The sequence below is a fragment of the Achromobacter sp. genome, from assembly GCF_057314935.1.
Window position 1 is genome coordinate 1 of record NZ_DBHKZA010000061.1, and the last position, 13,448, is coordinate 13,448.

Annotated in this window: 16 protein-coding genes; 10 read left to right on the plus strand and 6 right to left on the minus strand. The window is 65.1% G+C overall.

Annotated features, from left to right (window positions below; genetic code table 11):
* The first annotated feature begins 174 nt into the window (after positions 1–174).
* Positions 175–1,110: a hypothetical protein gene (locus ACO6D5_RS20925; protein ID WP_485826418.1), complete on the plus strand. Its 936-nt coding sequence runs from the start codon at positions 175–177 to the stop codon at positions 1,108–1,110.
* Positions 1,111–1,123: 13 nt separating this feature from the next.
* The gene (locus ACO6D5_RS20930) at positions 1,124–1,546 is read left to right on the plus strand and encodes a hypothetical protein (protein WP_315847206.1); all 423 of its coding nucleotides are present in this window, start codon (positions 1,124–1,126) and stop codon (positions 1,544–1,546) included.
* 14 nt (positions 1,547–1,560) lie between these two features.
* Here the strand turns inward: ACO6D5_RS20930 and ACO6D5_RS20935 are convergent, their stop codons facing one another.
* Positions 1,561–2,589, minus strand: a complete 1,029-nt coding sequence (locus ACO6D5_RS20935; RefSeq protein ID WP_485826419.1) for an NADP-dependent oxidoreductase — start codon at positions 2,587–2,589, stop codon at positions 1,561–1,563.
* 111 nt (positions 2,590–2,700) lie between these two features.
* On the opposite strand from ACO6D5_RS20935, the gene ACO6D5_RS20940 reads away from it, so the two are divergent.
* The gene (locus tag ACO6D5_RS20940; protein ID WP_485826420.1) at positions 2,701–3,600 is read left to right on the plus strand and encodes a LysR family transcriptional regulator; all 900 of its coding nucleotides are present in this window, start codon (positions 2,701–2,703) and stop codon (positions 3,598–3,600) included.
* Between the two features lie 109 nt (positions 3,601–3,709).
* Entirely contained in the window at positions 3,710–4,642 is a 933-nt protein-coding gene (locus ACO6D5_RS20945; protein ID WP_485826421.1) for a 2-hydroxyacid dehydrogenase, read from the plus strand.
* 66 nt (positions 4,643–4,708) lie between these two features.
* On the opposite strand, the gene ACO6D5_RS20950 is transcribed toward ACO6D5_RS20945, so the two are convergent.
* The 3 genes from ACO6D5_RS20950 to ACO6D5_RS20960 form a co-directional block, all read right to left on the minus strand.
* Positions 4,709–5,854 (minus strand): alpha-hydroxy acid oxidase, encoded by a 1,146-nt coding sequence (locus tag ACO6D5_RS20950; RefSeq protein WP_485826422.1) that lies wholly within the window; start codon positions 5,852–5,854, stop codon positions 4,709–4,711.
* A gap of 171 nt (positions 5,855–6,025) precedes the next feature.
* Complete coding sequence (locus ACO6D5_RS20955) at positions 6,026–6,781, minus strand: SDR family oxidoreductase (protein WP_485826423.1); 756 nt, start codon at positions 6,779–6,781, stop codon at positions 6,026–6,028.
* A gap of 281 nt (positions 6,782–7,062) precedes the next feature.
* Positions 7,063–7,866 carry a hypothetical protein gene (locus tag ACO6D5_RS20960; RefSeq protein WP_485826424.1) on the minus strand — a complete coding sequence of 268 codons (804 nt, stop codon included), beginning with the start codon at positions 7,864–7,866 and terminating at the stop codon, positions 7,063–7,065.
* Between the two features lie 144 nt (positions 7,867–8,010).
* Here ACO6D5_RS20960 and ACO6D5_RS20965 point away from each other — a divergent pair, with 144 nt between their 5' ends.
* Positions 8,011–8,604 (plus strand): BPSL1445 family SYLF domain-containing lipoprotein, encoded by a 594-nt coding sequence (locus ACO6D5_RS20965; protein WP_315847199.1) that lies wholly within the window; start codon positions 8,011–8,013, stop codon positions 8,602–8,604.
* A gap of 63 nt (positions 8,605–8,667) precedes the next feature.
* Here the strand turns inward: ACO6D5_RS20965 and ACO6D5_RS20970 are convergent, their stop codons facing one another.
* On the minus strand, positions 8,668–9,309 hold the full coding sequence (locus ACO6D5_RS20970; RefSeq protein ID WP_485826425.1) for a glutathione S-transferase family protein: 642 nt from the start codon (positions 9,307–9,309) through the stop codon (positions 8,668–8,670).
* A gap of 122 nt (positions 9,310–9,431) precedes the next feature.
* Here ACO6D5_RS20970 and ACO6D5_RS20975 point away from each other — a divergent pair, with 122 nt between their 5' ends.
* From ACO6D5_RS20975 to ACO6D5_RS20985, 3 genes are all read left to right on the plus strand, one after another.
* Complete coding sequence (locus ACO6D5_RS20975) at positions 9,432–9,920, plus strand: nucleoside deaminase (protein ID WP_485826426.1); 489 nt, start codon at positions 9,432–9,434, stop codon at positions 9,918–9,920.
* A 125-nt stretch (positions 9,921–10,045) separates the two neighbouring features.
* The gene (locus ACO6D5_RS20980; protein ID WP_485826427.1) at positions 10,046–10,690 is read left to right on the plus strand and encodes a hypothetical protein; all 645 of its coding nucleotides are present in this window, start codon (positions 10,046–10,048) and stop codon (positions 10,688–10,690) included.
* Positions 10,691–10,783: 93 nt separating this feature from the next.
* Complete coding sequence (locus ACO6D5_RS20985; protein ID WP_315847195.1) at positions 10,784–11,290, plus strand: hypothetical protein; 507 nt, start codon at positions 10,784–10,786, stop codon at positions 11,288–11,290.
* 8 nt (positions 11,291–11,298) lie between these two features.
* On the opposite strand, the gene ACO6D5_RS20990 is transcribed toward ACO6D5_RS20985, so the two are convergent.
* Positions 11,299–11,910 (minus strand): cysteine hydrolase family protein, encoded by a 612-nt coding sequence (locus tag ACO6D5_RS20990; protein ID WP_315847194.1) that lies wholly within the window; start codon positions 11,908–11,910, stop codon positions 11,299–11,301.
* Positions 11,911–12,049: 139 nt separating this feature from the next.
* Here ACO6D5_RS20990 and ACO6D5_RS20995 point away from each other — a divergent pair, with 139 nt between their 5' ends.
* Both ACO6D5_RS20995 and ACO6D5_RS21000 read left to right on the plus strand, forming a co-directional pair.
* A complete protein-coding gene (locus ACO6D5_RS20995; protein ID WP_485826428.1) occupies positions 12,050–13,006 on the plus strand; it encodes a GlxA family transcriptional regulator in 957 nt (318 codons plus the stop codon).
* Positions 13,007–13,085: 79 nt separating this feature from the next.
* Complete coding sequence (locus ACO6D5_RS21000; protein ID WP_485826429.1) at positions 13,086–13,358, plus strand: metal/formaldehyde-sensitive transcriptional repressor; 273 nt, start codon at positions 13,086–13,088, stop codon at positions 13,356–13,358.
* Positions 13,359–13,448 lie beyond the last annotated feature (90 nt).

Sequence of the window (13,448 nt, forward strand, 5' to 3'; positions counted from 1 at the left end):
AGGCACGGCAAGGCTGCCGTCAAAAAGCGGGGATTGGGGGAATTATAGGCAGTGCGGCGAGCCAAGCCCCCGCTGCCAGCGGCGCGGGCCGCTAAACTGGCGGCTTCCCGACGGCGGGCAAGTCCATTTTGCCCGCCATCCGCCCCTTGCGAGCCCACCCGCGACCCAGCCTTGATGACAACTCTGTTCTCCACGCCCGGCTACCAAGCCCTGATGGCGCTACAGCGCCGAATTCACGCGTTTACGGTTGACGCCGCAACCGAGTTGGATGCGGATATCGACCAGCCGGATTTGCCGCTTTGGACCAGCGTCTATCAATATTTGACGATCGCGCCGCTGCATGGCGGGCTGCACGTGGAGTATTTCGGCGGTAACTGGGACGAGCCTTTCGACTGGACGTTGGAATGCCTGGCCCGGCAAGAGGTGGCAGACACGTTGGTGTCCCTGGCGTTCACCGGTCCCGATGAAGGCGCGAACGGGACCCGCGAGTGGGAATTCACGCCATTGCTGGACAGCGCGGTGCACTTCCCGCGCTTGCGGTTTTTGTCGATCCGGCCGACCGCCCCCGAGGACCACAACACGTCGATGATCGTGCGGGCTGGCAGCATCATGGAGGAAGGCGGCGACATCGCGCGGTTTGCCGCCAAAGCGCCCTACCTGAGCGATCTGGTGGTGCCGAACCCGCCGGACGCGACATTCTTCCAAGTGCCCTTGCCCCAGCTGTCGATGCTGCGAATCGGCGGCGGATCGGATACGCAGGATTTCATCGACAACCTGGCGGCCTCGGGCAATTTGCCGGCGCTGGGGCTGTTGGATTTCACGGAGTCCAGCGAACTGCAATTCAGCTGGGCGCGGTCCCGGCATGTAACCGCCGTGACGCCATTTGCCGCCTACGAAAGATTGTTCGCCAGCGCCGCGCTGGATCCCGTGCATAGCCTGCGCCTGCGCAACACCTGCCTGAGCCTGGAACAATTGCAGGCGCTTCGTGCCATGCGTCCGTCGCTGCAATTCATGGTGATACAGGCAACGCAAGGCGGCTACGTCAGCCATTTCAGCCAAAACGTCTTCCCCTGGAAGCATCTGGTGCAGGCCGACCCGGGCCTGGAGTAAGGCCCCGACTCCCATGCGCAACTCACCCGATCCTTTTGCCCCGCCCAGAAAACAGCGCGCCGTTCGCCAGAACTCGCTGCTGTGGATCCTTGATCCCCTTGAGCAGGATGCCAACTATGTCCGCCGCAAGATGTTCGGCTGCGACGCCGCGTACCTGGACGACATGCTGTACCTGGTGGTGGCCGACCGGGACGAACCGTGGAACGGCGTCATGGTGTGCACGTCGCATGAACGGCAGGCAGCGCTGATGGCGGATATTCCCAGCCTGAACCCGCATCCGGAACTGGGAAAGTGGCTGTATCTGCCCCAGACGGACGAGGCGTTCGAAGCGATCGCGGCGCAGCTAGTGGATCTGGCGCTGGCGCGCGACCCGCGGTTGGGCGTGGTGCCTAAACCGAAAGCGCGACGCCGCAAGCCGTGGCGGACTGAAGGGTAAGAGGCCGGAGGCCGCTACGTCCCCACTCTCACCACCAGTTTCCCGAAGTTCTTGCCTTCCAGCAGGCCGATGAACGCTTGGGGTGCCTGCTCCAGCCCATCGACCACGTCTTCGCGCCAGCGCAGCTTCCCTTCCTGGATCCACTGCCCCGCCTGGCGCAGGAAGTCGTCCTGCTGCGCATCAGCGAACTCATACACAATGAAGCCCCGCAGCGTGACGCTCTTGGCCAGGATCTCGCGCATCGTGCCGGGCAGGCGGTCCGGGCCGCTTGGCGTGGACGGGCCATCGTTGTAGTTGGCGATCAACCCGCACACCGGCACGCGGGCGAAATTGTTCAGCAGCGGCACCACCGCATCCCACACATGGCCGCTGACGTTCTCGAAGTAGACGTCGATGCCGTCCGGGCAGGCGTTGGCCAATTGCTGTGCAAAATCAGGCGCTTGGTGGTCGACGACCGCGTCAAAGCCCAGTTCATTTTTCACGAAGGCGCACTTTTCCGGGCCGCCGGCAATGCCGACAGCGCGCGCGCCCTGGATGCGGGCGATCTGGCCCACGACCGAACCCACTGCGCCGCTGGCGGCGGCGACGACGACGGTTTCGCCGGGTTTGGGTTGGCCGATGTTGCGCAGGCCGACATACGCCGTCAGGCCCGGCATGCCCAGCACGCCCAGCGCGGTGGATGGCGGCGCGATGGCGGGGTCCAGCCGGCGCAGGCCGCTGCCATCGGACAGCGCGTAATGTTGCCATCCGGATTCCGCCAAGACGATGTCGCCTTCACGCCAATCGGGATGGCGCGACGTTTTCACCCGGGCGACCGTCCCGCCCACGATCACGTCGCCAATCTCGATGGGCGGCGCGTAGGACTTGGCCGCGCTGATACGCCAGCGCATGTAGGGGTCCAAGGACAGATACTGCGTCTCCAGCAAGACCTGGCCGTTGCCGGGCTGGAGAATGGGCGCATGTTCCAGGCGGAAATCGCTGGGTTTGGGGCGGCCGACGGGGCGGGAAGCCAGAACGACGCGCAGGTTTTGGGGGGCAGACATGGGGAAATTCTCCGTGGATGAGGTCAGCTGATTCGCGACAACTTGATCCTAGGCACCCGCAAGAGATAAAGGTAGACTGAACTCTCATAATTCAGACTTAACGGATTGATAATGTCAGGCGATTTCGACCCCGCCCTGCTGCGTACCTTCGTGGCGGTTTGCCGCTATGGCAGCCTGAGCCGCGCCGCCGACCAAGCGGGGCGCGCGCAGTCGGCGCTAAGCACACAGATCCGGCGGCTGGAAGAGATGGTGGGCAAGCGGCTGCTGCACCGCACGGGCCGCGGCATGTCGCCCACGACTGAAGGCGAACTGCTGCTGAGTTACGCCAACCGCATTCTGGCGCTGGGCGAAGCGGCGTCGGCCCGGCTGCGCGAACGTGCCGTCGCCGGCAGCGTCCGGATTGGGCTGTCGGAAGACGTTGCCGTGGCGGCGCTGCCGGCCGCCCTGGGCCGGCTGAAGCGTTCGTGCCCGCAACTGCATCTGGAAGTGGTGGTGGATGACGGCGAACGGCTGGCCGCGCGCTGGCAGGAAGGCACGCTGGACGTGGCGATAGGCGTCTGCGCCGCCTTTGTGGATGAACCGGTCGAGACGTGGTCGGTGGATCTGCATTGGGTATGCGGCATTGACGACGTGCCGCGCCCAGACCAGCCGCTGGACGTGATCGTGTACGCCGAACCCTGCTCGTGGCGCCGGCTGGTGTTCGATGAACTGACTGCGGCGGGACGCGACTTCCGGGTCTCGCTGACCAGCCACAACGTGGGCGCCACCATCGCCGCGGTGGAAAACGGCCTGGGCGTGGCGGTGCTGACAACCGAATGCATACGGCCGGACACCATGCGCGTGATCTCGCTAGGGACTGATGGCGCGTCAACCCTGAACGCGCAGTTCGGCATGTATGCGTCAACGCGGCTGAACGAAAGCGGCCGGGCCGCGGTGTCGCTGTTGCGCGAAAGCCTGCGGGGCTGGACGGCGCCCAAGCTGCCGCGCGAGGCGGAATTGACCACGCCTTGACGCTAAAGGCGAACCACGCGGACAGGCGGTGCGAAAAGGCATATAGTTTTTCCCCTAGCCAAACCTTCCGCCGGGCACCGCCCGGCCTTGCCTTTTTTGCAGACCGGAAATGAAGACATCCCTGCTTGTCCTATGCCCCGTGGTGCCCGCCAACCTGGAAAGCCTGAAGCAGCGCTACGACGTCACCTATGCGCCCACGCCTGAAGAACGGCAAGCCGCCATCGCCGCGCATGCCTCGCGCTTTCAGGCCGTGCTGACCATCGGCACCATAGGGTTGACTGCCGCCGAAATCGCCGCGATGCCGGCGCTTGAGCTGGTGTCGTGCATGGGCGTGGGCCACGAGACCGTGGACGTGGACGCCGCGCGGGCGCGCGGGATCGTCGTCACCAATGGCCGCGGCGCGAACGACGAGTGCGTTGCCGACCACGCAATGGGCCTGGTGATTGCCTGCATGCGCAATTTCCGCAAGCTGGACCAGCTTTGCCGCGACGGCGTGTGGCGCACGGCGATCACCCCGCCTCCCAATGTGTCAGGCAAGCGGCTGGGCATCTTCGGCATGGGCGCGATCGGCGAAAAGCTGGCCACGCGCGCCAGCGCGTTCCGCATGCCGATCGGCTACCACAACCGCAGTCCCAAGGCCGGTTCGCCCTACCAGTATTTCGACAGCCTGCTGGCGCTGGCCGAATGGAGCGATGTGCTGGTTTGCGCCGCGCCCGGCGGCGCATCCACGCACCATGTGATCAATGCGGCGGCATTGCAGGCGCTGGGCGCCGAGGGATTCCTGGTCAACGTGGGCCGGGGCAGCATTGTGGATACGCCGGCGCTGGCGTCGGCCTTGGCAGCAGGAGTCATCGCGGGCGCAGGCATTGATGTCTACGAAAGCGAACCCAAGCCGCCCGCCGAACTGATCGGCTTGGACAACCTGATCCTGACGCCGCACCTGGCGGGCTGGTCGCCCGAATCCATCGACGCGCAATTCACGATCTTCCTGGAGAACATCGAGGGCCACTTCTCTGGCCGCGGCGCCGTCACGCCCGTGTAGAGCCACTGCCCGTTGTCGCGGCAAGCAAGCCGCCGCGCATGCCGCGGCGGCCGGCACCACGACCGCTCAACGAAACCGCAAATGCCGCCGGGAAAGTTCAGCAACGGTCCGGCATCCCATCAGCTTCATGGCGCGCTCGATTTCAGTGCGCATCAGTTCCAGCGCCCGCTCCACGCCGGGTTGGCCGGCGGCCCCCAGCGGGAACAGGTAGTAGCGGCCCAGCCCCACCGCCTTGGCGCCCAGCGCCAGCGCCTTCAACACATGCGTGCCGCGCTGCACGCCGCCGTCCATCATCACGTCGATCCGGTCGCCCACCGCGTCGACAATTTCCGCCAGTTGGTCGAAAGCGCTGCGCGAGCCGTCCAGCTGGCGCCCGCCGTGGTTCGACAAGACGATGCCGGTGCAACCGATGTCGACGGCCCGCTTGGCGTCTTCCACCGACATGACGCCTTTCAGGCAGAACTGGCCGCCCCATTGCCGCACCATGTCGGCGACGTCGTCCCATGACATGGCCGGGTCCAGCATGTCGGTGAAATAGCGGCTGATCGACATGGCGCCACCGCCCATGTCGACATGGCCGTCCAGCTGCGGCAGCCGGAAGCGTTCGTGCGTGACATAGTTCAGCGCCCAGGCCGGCTTGGCGGCGAATTGGGCGATGCCCGCCAGGTTGAGCCGGAACGGGATGGCAAAGCCCGTGCGTTTGTCGCGTTCACGGTTGCCGCCGGTGATGCTGTCCACGGTCAGCATCATGACCTGGACGCCGGCCTCTTTGGCGCGGACCATCATGTCGCGGTTCAGGCCGCGGTCTTTGTGGAAGTAGAACTGGTAGACCTGGGGGCCGCCGCTGATCTTGCGGGCTTCCTCCAGGCTGACCGTGCCCAGCGACGACACGCCGAACATCGTGCCGAACTTGCCGGCGGCGGCCGCCACGGCCCGCTCGCCGTCGTGATGGAACAGGCGCTGCAGGGCCGTCGGCGAACAATAGACGGGCATCGCCAGCTTCTGGCCCATCACCGTCACGGACATGTCGACCTGAGCCACGCCGCGCAACACGTCAGGCACCAGGTCGCAGGCTTCGAACGCGTCGGTGTTGCGCCGGTAGGTGGTTTCATCGTCGGCCGCGCCGTCGATGTAGTTGAAGATCGGGCCGGGCAACCGCTGGCGCGCCATGCGGCGAAAGTCGTGGAAGTTCTGGCACTGGTTCAGACGCATCGGAAGACCCTTATCAACGCTGCCCGCGTGGGCACGCGTACCGGTTTGCCCTGCCGGGCAGGCAGGGAGTCAAGCGCACCCCCGCCCCATCCGTGCAGGGTCGCGGCCGCCGTCGCGCAGGGACGGCCGCCGCAATGCCGCTGTCATCATATCGTCAAACGACCCGCCGAATCAGTCCGGATTCATTGCCGCAAACGTCGCGTCGTACCGCCCGTCACGCTCTGCCCAGCGCCGGGCCCGGTCGCGTTCAACCAGCACTTCACCCCGGGGGAAATCGCCCGTCGACAACAGTTGCATCACCTCGGCCACGTATTCCGCCAACGGCATCGCGCGGGGATCCGAGGCCTGGCTGCCGCCCGTCAGCGCCGTTTGCACATACGGCGGCGCCAGTTCAAGCACTTGAACCGGCACCTGCCGCAGTTGGTGGCGCAGCGATTGCAGCCACGAATGCAGGAATGCCTTGCTGGCGCAATAGGCCGGAAAGTCGGCGCGGGGGATGAAAGCCAGGTTGGAGCTGGTTGCCATCAGAACCGCGTCCGCGTTGCGTTTCAAGAACGGCAGGAACGCCGCCGTGACGCGCACGACACCCATGATGTTGGTATCGACAATGGCCTGGGTGGCGGTGGCATCCCAGCCATCTGCGCGCACGTCCTCTGCCCGCGAAATGCCGGCGTTGGCGATCAGCACGTTCAGGTCGGGAAAGCGTTTTTGAACGTCGGCGACGACTTGGGGCAATGAGGCCGGGTCGTCCAGATCCAGCGCCATGCCGGTCAAGCCCGGCCGGCTGGCGGTGATGTCATCCAGCAAGCGTTGCCGCCGTCCGGTGACAATGACGCGGTTGCCCTGGTCGTGGAAGGCTTCGGCCAGTGCACGGCCAATGCCGCTTGTGCCGCCGGTGATAAGGATGGTGTTGCCAGTGGTTTTCATGATTCGCGACTCCTGGGATGCAAGAGGCATCCGTCAAGGTGGCGGGCTGGCGACGTCGCCGGGTGCGGTTCGCGGATCAGAATCCAGCGAACGCGCCCCACGGCTAGCGGCCCCGGCATGGCAGAAGCCATGGTGGGGCGAAGCGAAGGAAGTGGGAGAAATGACGTCATGCCAGCGCGCCTTTGTACCGTCAAGACACTCCCAGCTGGGATCCTCTCGACAAAGGACGCGTTGGATGACGGTAACGCCTACGGCCGCGCATTGCGCGCTGCGAAGCGAATTTAGCGCGGCGGGATTGCCGCCGTCAATACGCTTGCCGCATCGCCATCGACGGATGCGATCAGGCCTGCAAGCCACGCCCGATGCGCGGCAAACGTTCCCAATTGCGCTTCGGCCGCCTTCCGTTCGCTCAGGTACCGGTCCAGATACCGGAAGCCGACCGCCTGCGCGGCCTGCCGGAGCGTGTCGTCCGGCAGTTCGCGTTCGTACAGGAAATCAAAGCGATGCAGCCAGAACCCTTGCTCGCTGCGGGCGATCACGTCGATATCGCGCGGGCGTTCGATGCTGTAGCGGTTGAACTCCAATCCGCCCTCGTCTTGCAGCACGGCGTAGACCATGCTGTCCTGATCCCAAAGCGCAATCCAGGCCGGGCCATCGGACGCGTCGGCCCGCGGGTAGGCGCGCGTGGGCGGGCCGACGCAGATACCGCGGAACGCCTCGTGCAGGCAATTGCCGGATGACAGCTGCACCAAAGGCTGGGATACGCCAAGCTGCCGCAGCGCGGCGATCCGTTCTGCTTCGTTGCGGTCAGCCATCTCGGCCACCGTACCGCCGCAATGCCGGCAGACGCGCGCATCCCGCAGGATGCGCTGGCCGCAACCCGGGCAATCGATATGCGTCGCGACAACAGGATGCCTGGCGCGCGGCGAGCGGTCGTCGATGGTCATCAGGAAGATGCCCGCCACGACCGGGCTGATCAGGCAGGCAAGCATGGTCCAACCGACCGCCTTGCGCCCCCGCCGGGCGGCCATCAGGCCGACCAGCAGGGATAGCGCGATCCAAAGGAGGATAAGGTAAATAAGCATGGCGCGATGTTAAACCGATGCCGGGCGCGGCTTTTTTTGCGCGACGCGATCGAAACCGCGTGCGAGCGCGTCTGGCGGGAGTAATCTTCCCGGTAGCGTCATCCCTGACGCGACCCGGTCGCTTGCAAACTAAAGGAAGCCCACATGCTCAACTCTTTGTCGAAATTGCGTAAAACTGGCGTGGCCGCGTTGACGCTAGGGGTGGCCAGCGTGTTCCTGGCCGGTTGCACCATGAACGGCCCGCAAGCGTCGCCCACCGCCGCGGAAAAACGCCAGGAACTGAATGCCGCCGCCACCGCCACCTTGTCCAAGCTTTACGAGGCCGCGCCGCAGTCCAAGCAATTGGTCGCGCAAGCCCGTGGCGTGCTGGTGTTTCCGGCGGTGCTGAGCGCCAGCTTCATCGTCGGCGCGCAGCACGGATCCGGCGTGTTGCGGGTGAACGGCCAGGACACCGGCTACTACAGCATCACGGGCGGTTCGATCGGTTTTCAGGCGGGCGCCCAGTCCAAAGCCATGGTGGTGCTTTTCATGACGGATGACGCCCTGGCCAAGTTCCGCGCCAGCAGCGGGTGGACGATCGGGGCGGACGCGACGGTTGCGGTGGCAAACGTGGGCGCAAACGGCAATATCGATTCCAACACCGTGCAGCAGCCCATCGTGGGGTTTGTCATGAACAACGGCGGCCTGATGGCCGGCGTGTCGGTGGACGGCAGCAAGATTTCACCGCTGCTGCTGTAACGCTATCCGCGAATGACAGGGGCCCGCTGATCGGCGGGCCCCGCCTATTTGGCGAGCGCGGGTTCAAGCCAGCATGGGCGCCATGTCCGGGTCGCCCTTCTTCATGGCGCGACGGTACGCGTCACGGGCGCCGATGCGCTGCAGATAAGCCAGGATATTCGGATACGGCGACAAGTCGAACGGATAGAACAGCCGCATCGTCGTCAGCGAAAACACCGCGATGATGTCCGCGACAGTCAGGGCGTCACCCGCCAAATAATCATTCGTGCCCAACCGGGTATCGATCAGGCTCAACGCCTGCTTGCGCCGGGCGTCGGCAAACTGCACGACGGGTTTATCCGCCGCCACCTCGGCCCGGGCCAGGACCATGCACCGCATCAGGGCGGGCTGCAGCGAGCCGTTGGCGAAATGGAACCAATAAAGATAGTCCGCGAAATTCGCATCTGCCGGCGCTGCCGTCAGGCGGCCATTGCCGAACTTGGCCAGCAGGTATTCGACGATGGCCGTGGATTCGGCCAGCACGGTATCGCCGTCGGCAATGATGGGAGCAGTGCCCAGCGGATGCAGCGCTTTGTATTCGGGCGGCGCCAGGCGGGTGACCGGGTCGCGCTCATAGACCTTCAGTTCGTAGGGGATGGCGAGTTCTTCGCACAACCACACGATGCGTTCGGATTGCGATTTTCCCAAATGATGGACGGTCAGCATGAAGATTCCCCGGTTTGGATACGCTAGCGCGTTGACCCCGCCACTCTACCCTGCTCCACCTGCACCGCGATATCCTTGAACCCTTCCCGGCAGACGCCGCTTTCCAGAACAAGGACACCCCCATGATCAACGAACAGGACAAGAAGCACCTTGCGCGGTGCGTGGCGCTGGCGAAACAAGCGCTGGACTCGGGCGACGAACCCTTCGGTTCCATCCTGGTATCCGGCGACGGCAAGGTGCTGTTTGAAGACCACAACCATGTGGCGGGCGGCGACCACACGCAGCACCCGGAATTCGAGATTGCGCGCTGGGCCGCCAACCATGTGCCGGCATCCGAGCGCGCCGCCTGCGTCGTCTATACCTCGGGCGAACATTGCCCGATGTGTTCGGCCGCGCATGGATGGGTGGGCCTGGGCCGCATCGTCTACGCCAGTTCGTCCGCGCAATATTCGGCGTGGATGCGGGAATGGGGCGTGCCGGCGTCGCGGGTGCGGCCGCTGGCCATTGCCGAGGTCGTGGACGGCATTGACGTCGACGGCCCGGTCGCGGAGTTTGCCGAGCAAGTCCGTCTGCTGCATCAGCAGAATGTCCAAAAGCGGACTGGGACGTAAGCCACTCCATCGGTTAACCGATAGATACATTCCGCCGAAAACCGGCAACGCTTTGACGCAATCTGCATGCTAATTTAGGCGCCCGTCACCGCCTTCGCCTGAGGGCGGCATTTTCCCCTCTATTCATGACCATGCACACGACGCCTGATCGCGATACGACTACCGCCCATAAGCCGAAGCGGATTTCCCGGATGATTCCCCTGGCGTTCGGCCTTGCGCTTGCCGTGGCTTCGCCCATTATTGCGGCGCAGAATACAGGCGCGGTGCGAGCCCACGGCCCGGCCCAGCAGAACGCCGCCCCTCTGCCGCAGAGCAGCGCCGCCCCTCAGCAGAATGCCGCTCCCGGCCAGCAGAATGCCGCTCCCGCCCAGCAGAATGGCGCCGCGCTTGCCCCGGTAGCCAAGACGGAAATCAGGAACCAGGCCGCCTACGAACGCCTGCTGAACAACAGCGGCGTCAGCGTGCAATGGCTTTGGTCCGCCCAGCGCGGCCACCTGACCGCAAAAGATGAAAACGACGTCGTCCGCATCGATGGCACGCAAGCCAACTTTGAAGGCACGTTGAAAATCAAAGGTGAAATCGTCTCGATCGACAGCGACCGCTTTGTGTTCCGCGGCACGATCCTGATCCTGGACGCGCCGGATAAAGGCCGCCGTTGCGAACGCACGGGCGATTATGAATTCCGTGCCACCGGCAAACGCAAATACTGGCGCATGCAGCAGATGGAAAGCTGCGGCCGCCTGACCGACTACGTCGATATCTATTATTAAGCCGCAAATTAAGCCGCAAGCGCATCGATTCCGCCGCGCGGTATCGATGCGCCGTTGTCAACGACGCGCCCGCTTCCCAACCCGGACTCCACGATGCCCCCTACCGCGATCAAATGGCTTGCCAGCATTGCTTTTGGCCTGCTGGTCGGCAGAGCCGCCTACGGCATGGTCAATCCACTCTTGATCCTCGCGTTCGGGCTGAACGGGCCGGCAGCGGGCGCCGACGTGGCCGCCGAAGCCGCCTCCGTGGACAAGATGCAATTGGCGGGCGGCATCATCACGTTACTGCTGACGATCGCCGTCGCGGCGGCGCTGGTCCGCATTCCCAATATGCGCCGTCTGATCGGCTGGGGCTGCGCGCTGCTGGGCGTGTCCCTGTTGCTGACGGTGCCCATGAGCCTGCTGACGATGGACTTCCCGGCGCATGATGCGGCGGCCGTGGGCGCACGCGCCGCCAACGACGCAAACACCGCGCTTTTCTTCTGGGCGCTGATCTTTGGTCTGCCGTATGTGGGCGGCGGATTGGCGCTAACCATCGCCGGCGTCATCCTGATCCGTAAAAATCCCGGCGTGGCCGCGCCCAGCCCCGCGCGGCCCTAAGCGCCCCCTTACACCACGGGCAGCTTCAACACCTGTTCCGTCGTCAAGACATCCCCGAACGTATCCTCGATGCTGACCAGCGCGGCGCGATGCAGGCTGTCGTGTCCGACGACGCTGCCGTCGGCGCGGTCCAGGTCGCGGGTGGCGCACGCGTCTTCGGCCACGATGACGCCGTAGCCCAGTGGCACCGCGTCGCGCGCGGCGCCGGCCACGCAAGCGTGCGTCATCAGGCCCGTGATCACCAGCGTCTTCACGCCGGCGGCCTTCAATTGCTGGTCCAGGTCGGTCGTGGGAAACACGCTCACCGAGGATTTGCGCACCACGTGGTGCTTGGCCCCGGGCTGCAGTTCGGCATGGAACGCGCCGGTGGGGCTTTGGTCGGCAAAGACCGGGCTGCCCGCGGGCGTGACGTGCTGGACGTGGTAGACGGGGATGCCCGCCTGGTCGGCGTGCGCGATCAGGCGTTGCGCATTGCCCAACGCCGCCTTGCCGGCGGGAATGGGCAGCTTGCCGCTGAAATATTCGTTCTGGAAATCGATCACCAGCAAAGCGGTGCTGGACGCGTCGATGGAGGCCGGGGCGGCGGCGCCGGCCAGCGTGCGGATGGTGGGATGGTTCACGGCTTGCCTCTTGGAGTGAAGTGGAAGAAGCCCCAGTGTCCCGCCATTGCCACGTTGGCGATAGTGGCCCGATGGACAACAATTGCTAGAATCGGGCCAAAGCCGTCCTGCCCATGCGCCACCCACCCCCGCGCCCGCCATGCATACCGTCGCCGTCATCGCCTTCGAAGGCATCAGCCCTTTTCATCTATCCGTCCCTTGCATGGTGTTCGGCGACGATCTGGCCCGGTTGGGCGTGCCGCGCTATCAGCTGCTGATCTGCGGCGAACGAACCGGGCTGATCGCCACGATGTCCGGGTTCAAGATCGAGGTCGAACACGACCTGTCGGCGCTGGCCCAGGCCGACACCATCATCATGCCCGCATGGCGGGACCCCGAGGAATCCGCGCCCCCCGCCCTGCTTGCCGCGTTGCAGGCCGGCCATGCCCGCGGCGCCCGCATCGCCGGGTTATGCCTGGGCACCTTCGTGCTGGCCGAAGCGGGTTTGCTGGACGGGCGCACGGCGGCCACGCACTGGGTATGGGGCGACGATTTCGAGCGCCGGCATCCGAACGTCCGCTTGGACCGGAAATCGCTGTACATCGATGACGGCGACATCTTGACGTCGGCGGGGACGGCCGCCGCCATCGATTGCTGCCTGCACCTGCTGCGCCGCGATCACGGTGCCGAGATCGCCAACCGCGTCGCGCGCCGCATGGTCGTCGCCCCCCACCGGCATGGCGGCCAGGCCCAGTACATCGAGCAGCCGCTGCCCGAGCGTAAAGGCTCGGACAGGCTCAGCGCCACGTTGGACTGGGCCATCGAAAACCTGCAGCAGCCCCTGACGCTGGACCTGCTGGCCGACAAGGCCGGCATGAGCCGCCGCACCTTCACCCGGCGCTTCAAGGCGAAGACGGGCGCCACGGTGTCCGGTTGGGTGTTGAACCACCGCCTGGCCGCCGCGCAACGCCTGCTTGAGACCAGCGGACAAGCCGTGGACCTGATCGCCGAAAGCGTCGGCTTCGGATCGTCGGTGTCGTTTCGCCAGCATTTCGCGCACACATTCGCGATATCGCCTTCTGCCTACCGCAAGCAGTTCCGGGCGGGCGTCGCGTAGGCCTTAGCGGATATCGCTTGCTTGCAACTGGCGATGCTGAATAATATAGTCCCCTACACTATATTTTTGCGTAGCCGCCATGTCTCATCTGCACGCCCAGAACGCCAAGCTCATTGCCCGCGTACGCCGCATCAAGGGTCAACTGGAAGGCGTGGAGCGCGCGCTGGAATCCCAATCGCCGTGCGCGGAGATCTTGCGCCAGCTCGCGTCCGCCCGGGGCGCCATGAACGGCTTGACGGCCGAAGTCATGGAAGACCATTTGCGTGAACACGTCCTGGCCGCGTCCAGCGACGCCGAACGCCAGCAAGGCGGCGAAGAGCTGGTTGAAGTCATGCGCAGTTATCTGAAGTAAGCCGGCAGCCTCCAAGCAAGGGAAACCGCCATGAGCCCTCATCACGCCCTCCCTCCCGCCAATCACGACCACGTCTTCCTGGGCGCAGGC

Excerpts from the sequence above, each read along its gene's own strand:
- ACO6D5_RS20925 (WP_485826418.1), top strand. The coding sequence starts at position 175 with ATGACAACTCTGTTCTCCACGCCCGGCTACCAAGCCCTGATGGCGCTA.
- ACO6D5_RS20930 (WP_315847206.1), top strand. The coding sequence starts at position 1,124 with ATGCGCAACTCACCCGATCCTTTTGCCCCGCCCAGAAAACAGCGCGCC.
- ACO6D5_RS20935 (WP_485826419.1), bottom strand. The coding sequence starts at position 2,589 with ATGTCTGCCCCCCAAAACCTGCGCGTCGTTCTGGCTTCCCGCCCCGTC.
- ACO6D5_RS20940 (WP_485826420.1), top strand. The coding sequence starts at position 2,701 with ATGTCAGGCGATTTCGACCCCGCCCTGCTGCGTACCTTCGTGGCGGTT.
- ACO6D5_RS20945 (WP_485826421.1), top strand. The coding sequence starts at position 3,710 with ATGAAGACATCCCTGCTTGTCCTATGCCCCGTGGTGCCCGCCAACCTG.
- ACO6D5_RS20950 (WP_485826422.1), bottom strand. The coding sequence starts at position 5,854 with ATGCGTCTGAACCAGTGCCAGAACTTCCACGACTTTCGCCGCATGGCG.
- ACO6D5_RS20955 (WP_485826423.1), bottom strand. The coding sequence starts at position 6,781 with ATGAAAACCACTGGCAACACCATCCTTATCACCGGCGGCACAAGCGGC.
- ACO6D5_RS20960 (WP_485826424.1), bottom strand. The coding sequence starts at position 7,866 with ATGCTTATTTACCTTATCCTCCTTTGGATCGCGCTATCCCTGCTGGTC.
- ACO6D5_RS20965 (WP_315847199.1), top strand. The coding sequence starts at position 8,011 with ATGCTCAACTCTTTGTCGAAATTGCGTAAAACTGGCGTGGCCGCGTTG.
- ACO6D5_RS20970 (WP_485826425.1), bottom strand. The coding sequence starts at position 9,309 with ATGCTGACCGTCCATCATTTGGGAAAATCGCAATCCGAACGCATCGTG.
- ACO6D5_RS20975 (WP_485826426.1), top strand. The coding sequence starts at position 9,432 with ATGATCAACGAACAGGACAAGAAGCACCTTGCGCGGTGCGTGGCGCTG.
- ACO6D5_RS20980 (WP_485826427.1), top strand. The coding sequence starts at position 10,046 with ATGACCATGCACACGACGCCTGATCGCGATACGACTACCGCCCATAAG.
- ACO6D5_RS20985 (WP_315847195.1), top strand. The coding sequence starts at position 10,784 with ATGCCCCCTACCGCGATCAAATGGCTTGCCAGCATTGCTTTTGGCCTG.
- ACO6D5_RS20995 (WP_485826428.1), top strand. The coding sequence starts at position 12,050 with ATGCATACCGTCGCCGTCATCGCCTTCGAAGGCATCAGCCCTTTTCAT.
- ACO6D5_RS21000 (WP_485826429.1), top strand. The coding sequence starts at position 13,086 with ATGTCTCATCTGCACGCCCAGAACGCCAAGCTCATTGCCCGCGTACGC.